Annotated in this window: 17 protein-coding genes and 3 pseudogenes; 5 read left to right on the top strand and 15 right to left on the bottom strand. The window is 40.5% G+C overall.

Going from position 1 to position 18,771, the window contains the following annotated elements; translation table 11 throughout:
- Positions 1 to 57: 57 nt before the first annotated feature.
- From WN50_RS38010 to WN50_RS30450, 4 genes are all read right to left on the bottom strand, one after another.
- The gene (locus WN50_RS38010; RefSeq protein ID WP_046281126.1) at positions 58 to 654 is read right to left on the bottom strand and encodes a cyclin-dependent kinase inhibitor 3 family protein; all 597 of its coding nucleotides are present in this window, start codon (positions 652 to 654) and stop codon (positions 58 to 60) included.
- Positions 655 to 940: 286 nt separating this feature from the next.
- Positions 941 to 2,002 (bottom strand): GUN4 domain-containing protein, encoded by a 1,062-nt coding sequence (locus WN50_RS30460; protein WP_049560970.1) that lies wholly within the window; start codon positions 2,000 to 2,002, stop codon positions 941 to 943.
- Between the two features lie 535 nt (positions 2,003 to 2,537).
- Entirely contained in the window at positions 2,538 to 3,116 is a 579-nt protein-coding gene (locus WN50_RS30455) for a DUF3124 domain-containing protein (RefSeq protein ID WP_046281127.1), read from the bottom strand.
- Between the two features lie 34 nt (positions 3,117 to 3,150).
- Positions 3,151 to 4,380 carry a potassium/proton antiporter gene (locus WN50_RS30450; RefSeq protein WP_046281128.1) on the bottom strand — a complete coding sequence of 410 codons (1,230 nt, stop codon included), beginning with the start codon at positions 4,378 to 4,380 and terminating at the stop codon, positions 3,151 to 3,153.
- A 120-nt stretch (positions 4,381 to 4,500) separates the two neighbouring features.
- Here WN50_RS30450 and bchM point away from each other — a divergent pair, with 120 nt between their 5' ends.
- From bchM to map, 5 genes are all read left to right on the top strand, one after another.
- Entirely contained in the window at positions 4,501 to 5,190 is a 690-nt protein-coding gene (gene bchM / locus WN50_RS30445; RefSeq protein ID WP_046281129.1) for a magnesium protoporphyrin IX methyltransferase, read from the top strand.
- A 107-nt stretch (positions 5,191 to 5,297) separates the two neighbouring features.
- Positions 5,298 to 5,714 carry a hypothetical protein gene (locus tag WN50_RS30440; protein WP_046281130.1) on the top strand — a complete coding sequence of 139 codons (417 nt, stop codon included), beginning with the start codon at positions 5,298 to 5,300 and terminating at the stop codon, positions 5,712 to 5,714.
- Positions 5,715 to 5,743: 29 nt separating this feature from the next.
- Positions 5,744 to 6,322, top strand: a complete 579-nt coding sequence (locus tag WN50_RS30435) for a Uma2 family endonuclease (protein WP_046281131.1) — start codon at positions 5,744 to 5,746, stop codon at positions 6,320 to 6,322.
- Between the two features lie 178 nt (positions 6,323 to 6,500).
- Positions 6,501 to 6,875, top strand: coding sequence for a DUF423 domain-containing protein (locus tag WN50_RS30430; protein ID WP_046280454.1), 375 nt, complete (start codon positions 6,501 to 6,503; stop codon positions 6,873 to 6,875).
- A gap of 107 nt (positions 6,876 to 6,982) precedes the next feature.
- Entirely contained in the window at positions 6,983 to 7,747 is a 765-nt protein-coding gene (gene map / locus WN50_RS30425) for a type I methionyl aminopeptidase (protein WP_046280453.1), read from the top strand.
- 34 nt (positions 7,748 to 7,781) lie between these two features.
- Here map and WN50_RS30420 read toward each other — a convergent pair whose 3' ends face one another.
- The 11 genes and pseudogenes from WN50_RS30420 to WN50_RS38050 form a co-directional block, all read right to left on the bottom strand.
- A complete protein-coding gene (locus tag WN50_RS30420) occupies positions 7,782 to 8,003 on the bottom strand; it encodes a Rossmann-like domain-containing protein (protein WP_049561812.1) in 222 nt (73 codons plus the stop codon).
- 35 nt (positions 8,004 to 8,038) lie between these two features.
- On the bottom strand, positions 8,039 to 8,739 hold a 701-nt coding region (locus WN50_RS30415), incomplete at its 3' end, for a DUF364 domain-containing protein (RefSeq protein WP_235441196.1).
- A gap of 128 nt (positions 8,740 to 8,867) precedes the next feature.
- A complete protein-coding gene (locus WN50_RS30410; RefSeq protein WP_235441198.1) occupies positions 8,868 to 9,920 on the bottom strand; it encodes a nucleotidyltransferase domain-containing protein in 1,053 nt (350 codons plus the stop codon).
- Positions 9,921 to 9,943: 23 nt separating this feature from the next.
- Positions 9,944 to 10,164 (bottom strand): DNA polymerase beta superfamily protein (locus WN50_RS33070; RefSeq protein WP_235441195.1); only part of this gene is annotated, 221 nt, incomplete at its 3' end.
- A gap of 21 nt (positions 10,165 to 10,185) precedes the next feature.
- Entirely contained in the window at positions 10,186 to 11,175 is a 990-nt protein-coding gene (locus WN50_RS30405) for a pentapeptide repeat-containing protein (RefSeq protein WP_049561006.1), read from the bottom strand.
- 321 nt (positions 11,176 to 11,496) lie between these two features.
- Positions 11,497 to 12,879: a DUF1822 family protein gene (locus WN50_RS30400; protein ID WP_046280450.1), complete on the bottom strand. Its 1,383-nt coding sequence runs from the start codon at positions 12,877 to 12,879 to the stop codon at positions 11,497 to 11,499.
- Positions 12,880 to 14,053: 1,174 nt separating this feature from the next.
- Positions 14,054 to 14,833: pseudogene (locus WN50_RS36755) on the bottom strand (hypothetical protein); the annotation flags it as partial.
- 176 nt (positions 14,834 to 15,009) lie between these two features.
- Entirely contained in the window at positions 15,010 to 16,596 is a 1,587-nt protein-coding gene (locus WN50_RS31255) for a S8 family serine peptidase (RefSeq protein WP_053221591.1), read from the bottom strand.
- Between the two features lie 91 nt (positions 16,597 to 16,687).
- Positions 16,688 to 17,648 (bottom strand): annotated as a pseudogene (locus tag WN50_RS30385) (AAA-like domain-containing protein); the annotation flags it as partial.
- 1 nt (position 17,649) lies between these two features.
- Positions 17,650 to 18,205 (bottom strand): annotated as a pseudogene (locus WN50_RS30380) (AAA-like domain-containing protein); the annotation flags it as partial.
- A 1-nt stretch (position 18,206) separates the two neighbouring features.
- A partial coding sequence (locus WN50_RS38050; RefSeq protein WP_483425974.1) for a helix-turn-helix domain-containing protein occupies positions 18,207 to 18,442 on the bottom strand: 236 nt, incomplete at its 3' end.
- Positions 18,443 to 18,771 lie beyond the last annotated feature (329 nt).

The following is an 18,771-nucleotide window of genomic DNA, read 5'->3' as shown; positions in this document are numbered from 1 at the left end:
TTTTTCAAGAAGCTGAAGATTTTGAGGGTGGAATAATCCACCCCTAGATGGTTAAATTTAATTGGAGTGATAATTTCCAGACAAAATTGGCAGGTGAGTTTTCCAAGCCTGAGAAAATTCTGAGATATAATCTTCTTGCTCTTGGGTTTCAATGGTGTACTGTCGAGTTTCTCTGACGATCGCGATCGCTTTTTCGGGGGAATAGGCCACCGCAACTAAACAGCAAGCGGCGACAAGTCCGCTACGTCCTAACCCTCCCATACAATGAATAACAACGGTTTTATCCTGTTTAGCATTCAGCAATATTTGTTGAACTAAAAGAATCAGTTCATCCATAGAAGTGGGAACACTCATATCTTTAATCGGAAACCACCTGGTTTGTATCCCTCTAGCTTGGGCTTCGGAGATCAGATTGGGAATTTGTACCGCTTCAAACTCGTGGGATTCGATTAGAGAGACTAACACATCAGTTTGATAGTCATGTCGCAAGCGATCGAGATCTTGATACAAATTCCGATTCCACATAAAGTGCATTCCTTGATGCTGTTTTCCGGGTGCAAATGTCAAGCCGACTTTTCCTGGAAATGGAACTTGGTCGGCGGGTAAGAAATCCACCGTAATGGGATCGTTTTGAGAGGTTCTAACGCAGTTCATCTTCAGGCCACCAAAGTTGACAATGGACTGTTTCTCCCTGATNGATCTTGATACAAATTCCGATTCCACATAAAGTGCATTCCTTGATGCTGTTTTCCGGGTGCAAATGTCAAGCCGACTTTTCCTGGAAATGGAACTTGGTCGGCGGGTAAGAAATCCACCGTAATGGGATCGTTTTGAGAGGTTCTAACGCAGTTCATCTTCAGGCCACCAAAGTTGACAATGGACTGTTTCTCCCTGATTGTAACGAAGTTTTAAATTCTGGGCTAGTTAGAATTAGATAGAATTAGAGTTCACAGATTTCTACCCGTGAAAACAGAAAGTTTCGGGCTTGGATTTCCTGAGAGGTCAGGGGTAAGGAATTGGGGGAGATGAGTTGATAACTGGGTTGTTTTTCCATTCCTGCTTCGAGTCTTTCTAAGCGAGGAAGATGACCTTTGGGAGCATCCAGAGAAAAGGTGAGTTGATCATAAGGTTTCCAGCTTTCTTTTCCATTGTTTCCGGTTTCGATCCATCGCACTAAATCATTAAAATGAATATAGGCATCGGGATCGTATTTTCTAAGATGATCTTCTGTTAACTTGTTTCCGGTTTCTTTATAAATTTCTTTCTGAACAGTCAAACCAAATTGTCCCCCAGAGTATCGAGTCCAGAGTTGATCAAGGGTTTCTAAATAGGAACAGGGGAAGTTTTGGATGGATTCACTGTCTAAGTATCCTTCTGCTTTGCGATTGGTGACTTTTAGCATGACATCATAGGTCTTGAGATCGGCTTCTTTCCATTTTCTTTCTTGCAGCATTTTTTCTAAATCTTTAATCTCTTTTGGCTTACGAATACAGGTTCTTTCTGGTGTTAAAAGATTTATTTCAATTGAGGCGGGTTCATTGTTAATATTCACAAGTTCTAGGTTTCCCACCCCATCATTAATAATTTTATCAATTTGTTTTTTAACGATTTCAAAGCGGTCATCTTTATCTCCTGCTTTTTCTTCCGGTGGTGCGGGAATCAGGAGTTGGTCGCCTTCTAGTATTGCGTTCTCACAGAGCGAATTTTGCAAAGCATAGAGCTTAAAGTTGTCAGGGTTTACTGTAATATTAAGTTCTTCTACATAACCTTTAAATTGATGTTTGTTATTAAAATAATCATCCGAAAATCCCAATAATTCCTGATAAAATTCAACAATATCTTTGTTGTTTGAACCTAAATAGTTGAATAGATTAACGTGGGTAAGCGTTCCATAAACTGTTGCAATTGATCCCAAAAAAATACCTGAAACCAAAACGGGAACAGGTCGAAATATCTGCCCAAATATTGTTTCTGTTTTTTCAGTGGAGTTCGTATTTTTCATATTAAAGTTAGGGTAGATGCAATCACATCAAGACTGAGAACACAACTCCTCAAATGAGAACCGCCAACTCAGATTGATACAGGTTGAACAGAGATTGATTCCTACCCAGAAAATATACGGGCTTGTCTGGAGCATTAACATCATCCCTTGATGATCGCTTGGAGTCTGTCAAAGTGCTTTTTGCTCTCAACTTGATTGTCAGCTAATGCGAGAAATCACGGGTTGTGATCAATCAAGATTTAAGTTTACCTCAATTTTACTGAGATCAATCAACTTTGACTGTGCTACCAATTGATATTTTTACTGAGCTACGGTTAAATTTTAACATTTTTATTATACAAAGCTAACATGATGATGATGATGCTTTCCCTAACAGGGAATCACTGGGCTAGTATTTATGTTTGCTTGGCTTTCTCTCCCCCCTGATTCCCGAGTCCCTATTTCTCTGGCTAGTTGTAAATATCACAAGTTGAGTCTCAGCTTGATCCTGTTTTTCCGGGAGGGTTAAGATTAACAAAATCTGAGGGAATGCCGATTATTTTGGTGTTGTTTTAATGACTCGACTAGGACTGGTAAATGCAATCCCTTGGGTTCCTGATGTTCCAATTGATACCGCTTCAATCATCGGTTCTGAGACGTTTTTTTCGGCTATCCATTCAACGATAAAGTTAGCTCCAGCTCCTCCGGTGGAGTTGCTTTGCTCGACAAAAAAATCGGTGCTAGCGAGAGGAGAGAGTCGAATGGCTTGATCTAAATAAGATTGAACTAATTTTCCTTCAGTATTATAATAATTTACGGTTTTAATGATAATAGAATGATCAAGGTCAGTATTTCTAACACTCAAGGTTGTTGCTAAGTTGTAAACTCGGCGAGTATTCATGTAATAAATGTGAGAGTAAACGGGAACATAAATCGTTTGTCCGGCGATAATTTTTAGGGTTTCGAGATTAACGGTTTCCGTCGTTGAAACTGGATTCACTTGCAGATAGGTTTCTTGCGGGTTTGCTGTTGAATTTGTGGAAGACTGACTGACAGTATGACGAGTACAACTGGTTAGAGAAATCACGGTAGCAGAGGTAATCAAAAGACTGATCAAAAAATGAGCATTTAACATTGACTTAAATCCTATTTTAAAGTGTCATCGATCATTAAATCGAAGGAGATTCAACTAAACCCAGTCTTCGAGCCACTGGAGCTAAAGATAAGCCTTGAATGAGGGCAGAAGTCAGAACAATAAAAAACACGATATTAAAAAGTTTATCGGCTTCTGAAAGACCTACCATGAGTGGAAAAGTTGCTAAAACAATTGGTACAGAACCTCGAAGTCCGACCCAAGAAATAAACAATTTCTCCGAAAAACTCACTTGACTAAAAGCCAAACAAATGAAGACACTAACCGGACGAGCAACAAACATCAAAAATAAACTGATGACGATAGCAACTCCAGCAATCGATAACAATTGAGAGGGAAAAACCAGTAATCCCAATGTCAAAAACATGGTAATTTGCATCAGCCATGACAAACTATCGTAAAAACTGAATAAACTGTTGCTATGGATGAGACGCGGGTGATTTCCTATGACGATACCCGCAATATAAACGGCTAAAAAGCCATTTGCTCCTAAAACTGTAGTGACGCCAAAGGTGAGTAGAGTCCAGGCTAAAATAGCAAGGGGATAGAGTCCGGGGGAAACCAAATTAATCCGATTCATCCCTAAAAGAACAAGTTTTCCCATTCCATATCCGAATGCAATTCCTGCCAAAATTTGCCAAAATAATGAGAGTCCTAAACTGATCAAGGAGCCTTCAGATGTACTGAGAAGTCTGACGAACTCAGTGGTTAATAAAACGGCTATTGGATCATTACTTCCAGATTCAAGTTCGAGTAGAGGTTGCAAATCACCTTTGAGACCTAAATTACTCGAACGCAACACAGAAAAAACAGCCGCCGCATCTGTAGAAGAAATAATCGCACCGAGTAACAACCCTTCTGTCCAAGTAATTCCCTGTGAGCCTATATTAAAGCTAGAAAAGGAACCCAAAATAAACCAAGCAAAGGAACCTAAAAGCAACATGGTGATAGCCACCCCAAGAGTAGAAAGGGTTAAGCCTTTGATGAGAACGGGTTGAATGCTTTTCCAGTTGGTATCGAGTCCCCCTGCAAATAAAATCAAAGTGAGTGCAAAGTCTCCGATTAATTTGGCGATCAGAGGATTTTCAAATTGAATCCCTCCGAGTCCTTCCGAACCTGCAATCATTCCCAACAACAAAAATAAAAGCAATGCTGGAACACCGAGTTTATTGGCGGCTTTGCTGGCTAAGATGCTTGCTAACAGCAATATAGCAATACTGATGAATAGGAACTCAACCTTAATCATTACTCCAAATTATCCTATAAAGTTAAAGCTACCCAAAATTCATCGCTGAAAATTTAGTCTCATCGTACCGGATAATGATAGGTTTAACAGTTGGACTCTAATTAACAGCAAACCAAATTTATGAGCGTTGCAGACGATAAGACGGTTGTTCGAGAATATTTTAACTCTACAGGCTTTGATCGCTGGAGACGAATCTACGGCGATGGGGAAGTGAACAAGGTTCAACTCGATATCCGTAATGGACATCAACAAACCATCGATCGCGTGCTAAACTGGCTGAAAGCAGATGACAATCTCTCGGGTCTGTCGATTTGCGATGCGGGGTGTGGTGTGGGGAGTTTGAGCATTCCTCTGGCTGAGGCGGGTGCGATTGTCACTGCTAGCGATATCTCTGAAAAAATGGTTTCGGAAGCTCGAGAACGAGCTACGGCAACTTTAGGTGATCGCGCTAGCAATGTCAAGTTTAGCACTCAGGATTTAGAAGCTTTAGAGGGTCGATATCATACTGTGATTTGTCTGGATGTGTTGATTCACTATCCTGATGATAAAATGGCGGATATGATTGCTCATTTGGCGTCGCTCGCGGAGTCTCGTTTGATTTTGAGTTTTGCACCGAAAACCTTCGCTTTGACTATCCTCAAAAAAATCGGTGAATTTTTCCCAGGGCCAAGTAAAACGACTCGTGCTTATCAACATCGAGAGGCAGATATTGTTAAAATTTTTGAAAATAATGGCTTCAGCGTAGCTCGTCAAGAAATGACTAGCACTCGCTTTTATTTCTCTCGTTTGTTAGAGGCGGTTCGGCGTTAAAATTCAAGGATTTTCAGTCAACCGCTATCGGCAATAAACACCTAAGCTATACTGTTGAGCGATGTTTAATTGCAAGCTGATTGCTAACATCATGTTAAGGGAAAGTCATGCAGTTGATTAAGTTGATCACTGCAAGTTTATTGATTCCTATTGGGCTGTTTTGTTTGCTGACTATTGCAACTGGACTGATTAACCCGGATGCTTCGGTTCATAGCAAAATCAGCATCGCAATCGGTGGGTTAATTTTGGGTTTACCCGCGTTAGGAATTGGCGGTTGGCTGTTGTGGGATAGTTCTTATCAATCTCGTCAGAAGATAGAAAATCGCTCCCGTCGGATTCATTCTATCTTCTTTCATTTACTGGTACAAAATCAGGGCAAAATAACGCCCAGTGATCTTGTAAGGTTTACTCATTTATCTCCCCAAGAAGCTGAGAAGTTTATTCTGAGTAAAGCGATAGAACTTCAGGGGACTTGGGAGAAAACGCCAGAGGGAGAAACGATCTACTATTTTGAGTTAAAATAACTGTTTTCCTCGTATTTATATCTTAAATTATGGTACAAACTCCAACACAATCTCTGACTCTTGAGGGGTTTCTCAAACTCCCAGAAACCAAGCCAGCTAGCGAATATATTAACGGTAAAATCATTCAAAAACCTATGGCTCAAGGAAAACATAGCGCAATTCAGGGAGAATTGGTTACAGTCATTAATACAGTTGTTAAGCCTCAACGCATTGGTTGGGCTTTTCCCGAATTACGATGTACGTTTGGTGGACGTTCAATTGTTCCTGATGTTGCTGTGTTTACTTGGAGTCGCATTCCTTTAGATGAAAATGGTGATATTGCGAATAGTTTTCCGACTCATCCTGACTGGACAATTGAAATTCTTTCTCCCGATCAAAACCAAACAAAAGTCATCAGTAATATTTTACATTGTCTGGATGCAGGTTGTCTGATGGGTTGGTTAATTGATCCGGCTGAAAAGTCTGTATTTGTTTATCCTATGGGTGAACAACCGATGGTTTTACAAACACCCGAACAAGTTCTTCCAACTCCTGAATTCATCTCAGATTTTAACTTAAAACTTTCAGAACTATTTAATTGGCTGAAACCGGGAACTCTTTTTCCGTAATTGCCGACTCCGTTTAAGCAAAACTATTGTATATTAAAAGGTAAGGATTTCAAATCATCATTGAGCGGGGCGGGTTTATCTCAATCTTTGAGTAGTAGTAAAGATATTGTCGAACCCGCCCCTACACTTGGGATTATATTAGGTTAAATTGTAGCTAAAATCGATAACAGGAAAGATCATGGATAGAATCTTTTTAACAATTGCAGCAATTTTAGGCGGTTTTTCGGTGATGGCGGGTGCTTTTGGCGCTCATGCTTTGAGTGGAAAAATCAGCGAACGAGGGATTGAAATCTTTGAAACGGCTGCTCGTTATCAAATGTATCATGCCCTGGCTTTATTATTACTCGGAGTGTTACTCAGAAATTCTCAATCTCCTCAACCGTTAATCACTATCGCCGGGACTGCTTTTATTGTCGGGGTCGCCATTTTTTCGGGGAGTCTGTATGCTTTAAGCTTAACGGGGATTAAATGGCTCGGGGCAATTACGCCGCTTGGGGGTGTGGCATTTATTGCGGGATGGGGATGTTTAGCGATCGCCACTTTCAAGCTCTGATTAAAATCTGAGATTGAGTAAAAATTTACCCATTCAGTTGGTTATGATACCGTAGAAGAGTTACGCTGGAAAGGTAATAAGACAAATTCTTCATCAATTTAGCGCAAATGGGAAGCGAAACAATTGTTCTGTTGTCGAGTCGTGAAATCGAAAAAATGCGTCAAGCGGGACGTTTAGCGGCTCAATTATTGAATCATCTTGAACCGATGGTTCAACCGGGAGTGAGTACACTGGAACTCAACGATGAAGCCGAACGTTGGACAAAGGCTAACGATGCTCGCAGCGCTCCTTTAGGATATCATGGCTTCCCCAAATCGATTTGTACGAGCGTTAATCATGTCATTTGTCATGGTATTCCCAACGCCAAACAAATTCTTCAAGAGGGAGATATTATTAATATTGATGTCACTCCGGTTGTGGATGGTTATCACGGTGATACTTCTAAAACATTTTTTGTCGGTACGCCTTCCCCGGTTGCGAAAAAATTAGTTGAAGTTACTTATGAGTCGATGATGCGGGGAATTGCGGCGGTTAAACCGGGTGCAAAAATTGGAGATATTGGCGCCGCGATTCAAGAATATGCAGAATCTCACGGATTTTCTGTTGTACGAGATTTTGTTGGTCATGGTATAAATACCACGTTTCATACCGCACCTCAAGTTCCCCATTATGGAACCGCCGGAAAAGGAAAAAAATTGCGTCCGGGGATGGTTTTTACTATTGAACCGATGATTAATGAAGGAACTTGGGAAGCAAAAGTTCTCGAAGATGGTTGGACTGCAATTACCATCGATGGTAAACTTTCCGCCCAGTTTGAACACACTGTTGCTGTGACTGAATCCGGTGTAGATATTTTAACATTACCGGATTAGGTTTAATTTCTAGCAGTTTAATTGCTCATTTGCCTTAAATTTGCTGAATACAATATTGTACTCCCGTCTCAAAAATGCGGGTTCCGCCGCCTTCTGCAACGGTTTGACGCAAGGCTTGGGGGTTAATTATACGCACTCCCGCCAAGTAATTAACACCCATTTCTGCTAATTCTGATAACCAAGGTAAAGTCGGCCCCATTAATACTAAGGTCGCATCTTTTGATAATTCTGCCAAGCGAGGAAAGGTTTTATTCACAATAGAAGTCGCTGTTAGAAACACCCATTCCGACNCCGCCGCCTTCTGCAACGGTTTGACGCAAGGCTTGGGGGTTAATTATACGCACTCCCGCCAAGTAATTAACACCCATTTCTGCTAATTCTGATAACCAAGGTAAAGTCGGCCCCATTAATACTAAGGTCGCATCTTTTGATAATTCTGCCAAGCGAGGAAAGGTTTTATTCACAATAGAAGTCGCTGTTAGAAACACCCATTCCGACTCGGGTAAAATAAATTCACAAGCGGGGTCTGGTAAATCTCCCGAAGCGGGTTGTCTCTCAATCACAACTAAATTCATCTCTTTTTCATAGCGAGAAAGTTCAGGATAACGCCCAACAATTGCCACTCGTTTGGAGCGAATTTGCGGTAAAAAATATTCAAAGACTGCTAAGTTTGACGGGCCAGTTGGAGACAGTAATTCAGCCGTTTTTGACAGGGGAGAATTGGAGTTAATAATTGCGTTAATTACAGCCATTCCGACTGTGGCTTGATAACTCTCCCATGACTTCACCCACGAGGTTAATTCCGAGGCAGGTTTGTTGACCAAAGTTCCCGACCAAGGTAAAGTACGAATGGGTATTCCTGGACTCATACATAACCCCATTCCTTCGGCTTCACAAAGCGTCCAGGTTAAACCAATGATAATTTCTTGAATGGGACTGTTGCTGAGGCTTTTATCCAGTAGCAGGTCATAAATTTCGCGGGGATGAGTCATAGAAATTTGTGATTAACCAACTTTGTTATTATTGACGCATTTAGCCTCAATTGCCAATGGCTTAAGAAGTTCTTTGGGTTTTTGGAGAAAATAGAAAATAGGATACAAACCGCAACACCCTTACAAAATCAAAAACCCTGTTGTGAAACCAAATCCATACAGAGTTGATTAACAACTGCTTCATCAACGGATTTGGGAAGGGTTGAAACGGCTTCGGCTTCATCGAGTTGTTGATAGAGTTTTTTGGCTATTTCCATCACTTCATCGTAGGAATATACACCTTTTTTGATGGCTAATAATTCCTCTGCATCTCCAGCTTCTCGACGATCAACAACTAAAATCTGAGTCTTTAAAACCTCTATTCCTGTTTTTAATAGCCGAATAGCTTGCATGGCAAATTTACAATCATACCCGACTTTTGCTTCCATTTTAGCGCGTTCTGGATTGCGATTTTGTTTCCAACTTTGATAGTTTTTGAATTCTCGAATGGCTCGTTGATACTGTTGGCTTTTTTGCAAGAGTTGAATAAAGTCTGATGAACAGTTGGTGAGTTTCTGAGTTGTTTCTAATGTCTCATCAGGGAGGGAATGTTGTTTGAAAATTCCCTTGTAATCGATTTCTGATGTTAACAGATTATACAACTCTTTGGCGGGTTCTAGATATTCGATGCGATCGCGTACCAATAGATACAAGTATTCTAAAAAACTATTCATCTGACTGATATTTAGAGGCGGTGTTTCTCCGAGTCCAAATTCAGCCGCAGTCGGTTGATGTTGCGGGGGGTTCAGCAACCAACGGCGATGAGATTCTAGCTTTTTGATTTGAGCGTAACCATAACCGGAATAGGTTTGTTTGATTCGTTTTGAGAGGAAAGTTTGTCGATGTTGCTGCAATATTTTTCCGACTTCTGTGAGATGAATATAATCTTTAAACCACAGCAATTCTAAGATATTGGGATTATTATCAATGGCTAAATTCAAGAACTTTCTCAATTCATAAATACAGGTATCCTTAGAGAGATAAGGAAACTTTTCAGAGGGGGTTTCATCCCACCCTTTATCTTGTTGTTCGATTTGACTCAACCCCAAATAATAGGGTTTTGTCGCAATGAAAATCCCTCGGTAGTCATAATCAGAGGTAGCCGTTTCTAAACCATAACCCCGTGAACCTGTTAAGGCGATTAAAATGGTTCTGTTTTCGATTNTAAATACAGGTATCCTTAGAGAGATAAGGAAACTTTTCAGAGGGGGTTTCATCCCACCCTTTATCTTGTTGTTCGATTTGACTCAACCCCAAATAATAGGGTTTTGTCGCAATGAAAATCCCTCGGTAGTCATAATCAGAGGTAGCCGTTTCTAAACCATAACCCCGTGAACCTGTTAAGGCGATTAAAATGGTTCTGTTTTCGATTTCTTGACGATTCATTGATTTTTAAAATGATTTTTTCTAATCCGTAGACTGATAGGTTGTACCATCAGGTAGGGTGACATTTTGCATGATATTGTTATGTAATTCAGCACGACTCCAATTTGCCCCTTTAAAGTTTGCTCCACTCATATCAAGATAAGTTAAACAAGCGAATTCTAACTTAGCATTGATCAGAGTTGCTTCTACCAAACAGGCTTTCTCTAAGTTGCTGACTCTCAAATTAGCCCCTCGAAGATTGGCTTGGTTTAAATTAGCAGAATTTAGATTAGCTTGGCTGAAGTTAGTATTCGTCAAGTTGGCTTTACGGAGAATAGCTTGCTGAAGTTGAGCGTATTGAAAATCAGCATTTTCACAGCTTGTATTCTCTAGAATAGCAGAATTAAGTTCGGCTTTTCGGAGATTTGCATTTTTTAAACTTGCATCGGTTAAATCACTAACAATTCTCGATTTTGATGGATTTTCTTTATCTAAATAGGGATTAAAATTAGCTTCCTTGAGGTTCGCTCCATCAAGATTAGCCGCTTTTAAAGAAACGCCTTGCAAATTGGCTTGAGCCAAGTTAGCATTTTTCAAATTAGCCTGATCAAGTTGAGTGCGTTGAGAAGAAAAACATCCCAGATTTGTAGATTTTAGATCCGCATTTTCTAAGTTCGCTTGAGTTAAGTTACTCCCGGTGAGTATTGCGAAACTTAAATCGGCTCCTCGCAAATCACTTCCACTTAAATTAGCATTTTTTAGGTTTGCTTTTTTGAGGTTAGCATTTCTCAAATTGGCATTAACGAGGTTGGCTCCTTGAAGATTTGCTTCTTCTAAATCTGCTCCCGCTAAATTGGCTCCAGCGAGATCAGCTTGCTGTAAGTTTGCTTTTGGAAGGTTACTATTTTCACCCCGTTTCGTCTTTAATATCTGACGAATGGGATCAAGAATTTCGAGGTTCTGATTTTCGGGTGTTTCAGGTTTTAAGTTGAATGAAGGTGGAAAGTTAGGTTCCGAAAGACAAGCGTTCATTATGTACACCTGGGGTAGAGTTGAGAAGCCACAGTCTCAAAATGGGACTATTAGCCTTCTACTTGTATATATCTCCCAAGTTGAACCTCTTATGCAGACNTCTGACGAATGGGATCAAGAATTTCGAGGTTCTGATTTTCGGGTGTTTCAGGTTTTAAGTTGAATGAAGGTGGAAAGTTAGGTTCCGAAAGACAAGCGTTCATTATGTACACCTGGGGTAGAGTTGAGAAGCCACAGTCTCAAAATGGGACTATTAGCCTTCTACTTGTATATATCTCCCAAGTTGAACCTCTTATGCAGACGGAACCCGTTTTTTGATGATTATTCAGGATTAAACCCAAATGGAGGTAGGGTTTCTTGAATTTCTGAACCGAGGCTAACGGTAACGATGAATTTTTCCTCTAAACTTCCAATAACCGCCGTGAAAATATAGGGATAATCATCGTCTGGATTTAAGTTTTGTTCCACTAAAATCTGCGTCTCATCACTGACTCGTAACTGAACTTGATTGGGTAAACTCATCCGAGAAGGTGTTCCTAAAATCAGCAATAATTTCCATTCTCGAACCGTATTAGAGTCTAATTCCCAAGTTAAAGCATACAACCGCAAAGCTGTTTCTGCTAGTTGTAAATCCCGATAAGCACCTTTCGCTTGAGTCGGAATTTCTATGTCTTGTTTTTGAAGTTCCTGCACAATCGCTTCAAATTCTTCGGAAGCCAATCTCAAACTCCGCATGGCGGTGGCTGGTGAGAATTCAGGAACAAGAACCCAGGATAATTCACTTGCGAAATTATCTAACTCATCTCGTAACCAACGCCCCAGATTCATGGCGGGTTCAGTTAATAATGTCAGGAGATCAGAGAGGTAATTCTTTTGCGTTTTCAGCCATTCTGATGAACTTGTTTCAGCTTCTAAATCCGTTGAATTTTGAACTTGATAAACCCATCGCAAAAGCTGAGGATTGGTGAGTATTGCTATTCCTTGTTCCCAGGTTAATAGATTCCAAAGTTGAGAGGTTGACTGTCCGTTTTCTGCTTGAAGTTGGGGTAAAATAGCTTGTAATTCTGCTTTTTGAGCGGAGAGTGAATTCTGACGATTAACCGCTTTAGGTAACGCAATGGCTGCGGGTTCTAAACAACGGAAATAGAGGAGTAACTGATCGGTTTCTTGTTCAAACCATTGGAGGGGAATTTGATATGTCCAGTCTAAATCAGGTTCTAAATTAACGTTAGCTTTGGCTGCGATTAAATCGGGATAGGAAATAAAGCCAGAAATACTAACCGTTTCCAGTTCTTCTTGAACTTCGACTAACACATAAAATTGAGCCGCATACTCAGGTAAGTCTAAAACAGCTTGAGGAACAGTAACGACTTCATCAAACAAGCTACCGACTGTAATCAGACACACCTTAAATTGATTAACTTTTAAATGACAAACCGCTTCAATGCTATTACTAATTTCAGGATTAAAAACCGAACATTTTTCTCGATTAACTGTAAAATCTTCGCCTCGTTCTTCTAACCAATTCTCAAACCCAAACAAAGCCAAAGCGTTTAAATAAGTATACCATTTTCGAGATTCATTCTGAATAGCATTACTGAGGTTGATCGCTTGATTGATTTGATCGTTTGATAATGTAACCGATTCGGGAGAGAAGGTTTCAAAGCCGAATTCTAGTTCTGATAGTAGAGATGAGTTATTCATTTTGGTTTCTCCTGATTACTTGAATTAACAGTTTGAGTTGATCTGATGTACCGCCCAGTGTTATTGTAATACAATTAAATAGCATAGAGGTAGAAGGTGAATTCGTTTAACAGTTAAACTGACAATCGAGCTGCTTACAAAGTCGCTGAGAAAACAGACTTTTTGTGTAATTATCTTGAGAATTATGAGATTCTGATTCGGCTTCTTGAATAATCTGATTAATCTGTTCATCGAGTGCTTCTTNTTCTTCATTTTGTGTGCTCCTGATTACTTGAATTATCAGTTTGTCTTGTTCTTATGTCCCTCCCAGTCTTCTTGTAATACAATTAAATAGCATAGAGGTAGAAGGTGAATTCGTTTAACAGTTAAACTGACAATCGAGCTGCTTACAAAGTCGCTGAGAAAACAGACTTTTTGTGTAATTATCTTGAGAATTATGAGATTCTGATTCGGCTTCTTGAATAATCTGATTAATCTGTTCATCGAGTGCTTCTTCAACTTTTTTATCTAGATTTTTCAAACGTTGAGTATCAGTATAGTTTTTTGCAAACTCAAGAATCCGATCCCGTAACTGAATTAATAATTGTTGTCTAACATCGGCTCTAAACTCCTTTAAGTTTAACAAACGAGTGACCTGATATTGGGCTTTCAGTCCGAGTTTTTTGGCAATTTCTCCCATCGAGTCTCCTCGACAATGAAATAGACTCAACGCTTTTAAAAATTGTTCTGACTTTTCCAGACTTTTCCGCTTAAATTGCTTGCATCTTTGCTCAGTCACCTGTAAAATTGTTGCATCTAAACAAGCCATAAACTGCTGACGGTACTGATCTAAAAACTCCTCTTGATAGTCATCTTTTTCGGTAAACTCGATGTCAATCAATTGATCTATCTTTTCATCAAGTTCTCTCGGCTTAATCGGGAATTTACCCCCTCGAACATAAATCCGATAATCTCTTAATTGAGTTGCAATTTCTTCGAGTTTTTGATCGACAATCTTCGCGGAAATCGAGAGATTCAATTGAGTTTTTAGGAAGTCAGCCATTTGTTCATATTGTTCAGAAGTTGGAGGTTGACATCGCCTTTTAAATCCAGTTTGGCGTTGTTGAAGCCGTTGACAGCGATAGACACTGTGATAACTTGATAAAATGTGACTACTGCGTTGAACTTCTAAAGNGAGTTTTTGATCGACAATCTTCGCGGAAATCGAGAGATTCAATTGAGTTTTTAGGAAGTCAGCCATTTGTTCATATTGTTCAGAAGTTGGAGGTTGACATCGCCTTTTAAATCCAGTTTGGCGTTGTTGAAGCCGTTGACAGCGATAGACACTGTGATAACTTGATAAAATGTGACTACTGCGTTGAACTTCTAAAGAAGTCAATTGATAAACCTCAGACAAAATTCGTTCAAGTTGTTTGGGTCGAGTATCGTTCAAAATCGCCCAATTACTGATCATATAAATTCCCCGTTCCAGCAAAAATGCGTTCAATTCTGGATGGAATTTAACTCGTCGATTGGTCCAGGTGGCTAAACTACTTTGTTGGGGGTCAAAACTTTCGAGAATTTGTCGGGCTAAGGACTGATAAGCTGTGTTTTTGCGGTTTATTTCTCCGGCTTCATCGAGAACCAAAGGTAGCAAATCACTACAACTAACGCCGTATTCATCCCTATATTTGGCTTCGAGGTTCAAGCAGACTTGCTCGATTTGCCAAGAAATATAACACAAAAGACAGAGTTGAGCATTGATTGAATTCAAATTGGGATGAGGAAGCGTTTCGGGTTCCCGATACCATTGAGTCAATTTTTGCTGAATTTCAACATCTGAGATGTCTGTGCGAGTCGCCCACTCTGGAAATACTGACTGAAAAAATGACTTAGCCGAGGCGATTTCAGAGATTTTCCTCTGTCCCGAACTTTCGAGTTTGACTAATTTCCAGTATTTTGACACAGTAGCCATTGAGATTCAAGTTTTAGTTGGCGATAGTGAACGATCAACAGACTCATTCCTTGATCAATTATTTCATCTGCTTTGCTTTGTGAGTGTTGTACTGGGGTATTCCCCTCTACTAATACCTATTTCTAGGCACACTCAGCCTATGCACTCTGCCTCAGAGTTTAACAAGCTGATCGGATTTAGGCAATCAAAACATCAGGATTCGCCGTCTGTGTCAATATTTGCTCGACTTCCCCAACCGTTAAATTGGGGTTCGCACTCAGCATCAACGCCGCTATACCCGCCACATGAGGCGCCGCCATCGAAGTTCCCTCAAAAAGTTGATAATCATCGTTGGGTGTGGTTGATTTAATGTCTACACCAGGAGCCACAACGTAATCGAGCGGTATCCACCCTGCCTGATTAGAGAAATCTGCAAACTGATTGTTAATATTAGAAGCGCCTACTGCAATTCCCCAGTCTGTTGCGTACCCAGCCGGGTATAAAGGAGAAAACCGATCTTGGTTTCCTTGGTTTCCAGCCGCAGATACCACAACAACTCCATTCTCTGTTGCAAACTGAACGGCTTGTTGGAGTGGTGTCCAGTTATTGTAATCATCATAAAAACCCAGACTCATATTAATCACATCTGCACCGTTATTCACCGCATAGTAAATTCCAGAGACAAGATCATCAACCCAAGCCCCTTGTTCATCAGCCATCACTCGTATCGGCATAATTTGAGCGTTGGGAGCAACTCCAGTCACCCCAAATTCATTGGCTTCAGCAGCAACAATTCCGGCGACATGAGTTCCGTGATTATAAAAGTCCATCGGAGTAGCATCGTAGTCAACAAAATCCCAACCGATGATATCATCTGTATAACCATTGCGATCATCATCAATACCATTGGCGGGAATTTCATCAATATTTTTCCAGATTCTACTATCAAGATCGGGGTGAGTGTAGTCAACGCCACTATCAAGCACTGCTACAACAACGCCTTCACCTGTAAAACCTTGAGTCCAAACTTCAGGAACGTTTGTGGCGTTGAGTTCCCAAGGATAATTCGTATCGAGAACATCTGCAAAGGGAACAGGAGAACCAATTCCCCGACTAACCGCAGCAGCAGCATTAACTAAACCATAGCCATCGACTGAATTAAAACCGGGGACTGGCTCAGTTGTAGAGAGAGTCAGAGTATAGGGCGTATCACCACTGTATTGTTCAACGTTAACATAGTAGGTTCCGGGCGGTAAATTTGCTGAAATATTCTCGGGGAGGCTACCAAATTGAATAAAAGAGTCAATCACCTCACCATAATCAACAATACCATTACTGTTGTAATCTGCAATCAGTTTTAAATCAGCATCAGCGATTAAACCATCCAAAGAAAGAGTCAGATCTTTGGGACTGTTGAGTTGAATGCGATAATAGTCATCTAGATCAAAGGTTCCGACTGAATCATTAATGACTTGAGTTCCTTCTAATACACCCAAATCTTGAGCCGTTATTAAACTATCATCAGAAATTAGTGACGTGTAGGGAATTAAAAGTTCATTGCTTAGGCTGGAACTGATCGATAATTCTTCACCTGTGAGTAAATCAACGCTGGGGTGAGTTTGTGGGTAGTCGGAGCGATCGCCCAAAAACTCAGGAATAATAACAGGTTCAAGGCTTTCTAGAGTGGGGAATTGAGACATTGAGGAAACAAAGCCATTAAGGTTCTCAGCGCCCGTGATGTCATAGAGATACAATCCTGAAAAATCTGTTTGAGAGTCAAACATCTTAGTAAGCGTTTCCAACCGCCATAAACTTCTATCCGTTCTTATCTCTGGCGGTGGGGAACTTATGCAAAGCTGTTGGTTAATATTAAAATCAACGCCAAGATCCTGCTGATAAAGATTTAAAATACTGTCGATAGAGTTCACAGCTAACGGTTGCTTGATCACCATTGAGATGAACTAGCCCCATACTCTTCAGTTTAAAGGCTTGTATTTGATCGAGTTGAATTGGAGTTTGGGCGGTGAGAACTTTTTGATAGGCGATCGCTAAATCAGGATGTTGTTGAAGACACCAGGCTTGACTATGCAGATGATGGTGATAAATTCCTGTATCATGGGTTGCCGTTTCTAGTAATGTTTGGACATCGATTTGACAACGGACACTTTGATAGAAAGCCAGTCTGACGAGATAAGGAAATCCCCCCAGCAGATCCATCAATTGCGACAAAACTGAAGCCGATAGATGGAGTCGATGACGCAGAGCCAGATCTAGCACTTGTTCGCTGTTAAAAGGCGGTAACTCAACGGAGTAGTAACCGATGTTAAAGGGAGATTTATTCAGTTCGAGAGGAATATAGACTTCCCTTGAGTTTATCAGAAGTAAACGCAGTTTTTGCCACTCATTAATATCTCGGGTTTCTTCATGCCATGAGCGCAATAGCGCAAATACATCTCGGGTGAGTGAGGGATCATCAAAAAGTTGATTGACTTCATCGATAGCCAGGATGATCGGACTGTTGATTTTTGGGAGCAAATATCCCTGAAAATACAGGGTACAACTGACTAATGCTCCCATGTCTTCATCCCAATATTCATCAAGTTGTGGATCTAATTCTAGTTGTCGGGCGGTGTTAGCGCACAACCAGCGCAAAAACTTTTCGGTTGAGGTGAAGACTTTGCTTTCTGCTTGGTTTAGACTGAGCTGTACAGTTTTACATCCTTCTCCCCTTGCTTTAGCAAGCATTCTCACCATTAGCGAGGTTTTACCCATTTTGCGAGGTGCTTTGATGACAGTTAGGGAGCGAGGCTTGTGAATTTCTTGATAACAGCTAGATNGTTAGCGCACAACCAGCGCAAAAACTTTTCGGTTGAGGTGAAGACTTTGCTTTCTGCTTGGTTTAGACTGAGCTGTACAGTTTTACATCCTTCTCCCCTTGCTTTAGCAAGCATTCTCACCATTAGCGAGGTTTTACCCATTTTGCGAGGTGCTTTGATGACAGTTAGGGAGCGAGGCTTGTGAATTTCTTGATAACAGCTAGATTCAATTGGCGATCGCTCGATGTAAAATTCAGAAGCGAGCGGAACTTGTCCTTCGGGAGATTCTACTTTTAGCGAATCAGAGATTTCTGCAAACTTGTTCCCATTAATACTTCCTGAATTGAGCAGTTGTTTTTCGAGTAAAAGGCGACAGTTGATTTTATTGACCTTTTCACCGAGAACTTCTGACAGCAGATGCCATAACTTGGGAGCGGCTCCATTTTTGAGGTAGCTTGGAGAATAACCATTTTCCACCGCTATTTGATCGTAGGTCTTTTTGATATCCTGCAACGATTCCGTTAGGATAGTTTTGTGGATATAGCTCAAAGAACTCCCTGTCCGAATACTTACCAAGNTTGATTTTATTGACCTTTTCACCGAGAACTTCTGACAGCAGATGCCATAACTTGGGAGCGGCTCCATTTTTGAGGTAGCTTGGAGAATAACCATTTTCCACCGCTATTTGATCGTAGGTCTTTTTGATATCCTGCAACGATTCCGTTAGGATAGTTTTGTGGATATAGCTCAAAGAACTCCCTGTCCGAATACTTACCAAGGTATCGGCTAGTTCTACAATTTCCTTAACACCCATTCCCCAGAATAAACTCTATGGTTTTCTTATTCACCCAGTATAGCCGCATCCTCTAGATATTTTAATTTTTGCCTACCATAATCTGAATATACTCAATCTAATACGGGACAACTCTGGTCATCGTTATAGATCGCAATTTTGTTGAGCAGGGTTTTGTTGTTACTGCACTTTTATTATCGGTGATTGTGATATCCTATAGCATTTAATAGAAAGAATTAGGTATTTTCATCCATGTTTTCCAGCTTGATCAAAGTCTTTGATCTATTACGATTCCTTGGACATAGAGCAGTTGACGCTTTTCTCAGTCCTTAACTTTTATTGCTCAAGAT

It is taken from the genome of Limnoraphis robusta CS-951, from assembly GCF_000972705.2.
Note: the sequence above shows the minus strand (reverse complement) of the source record. Positions and strands in the feature narration are given on the sequence as shown.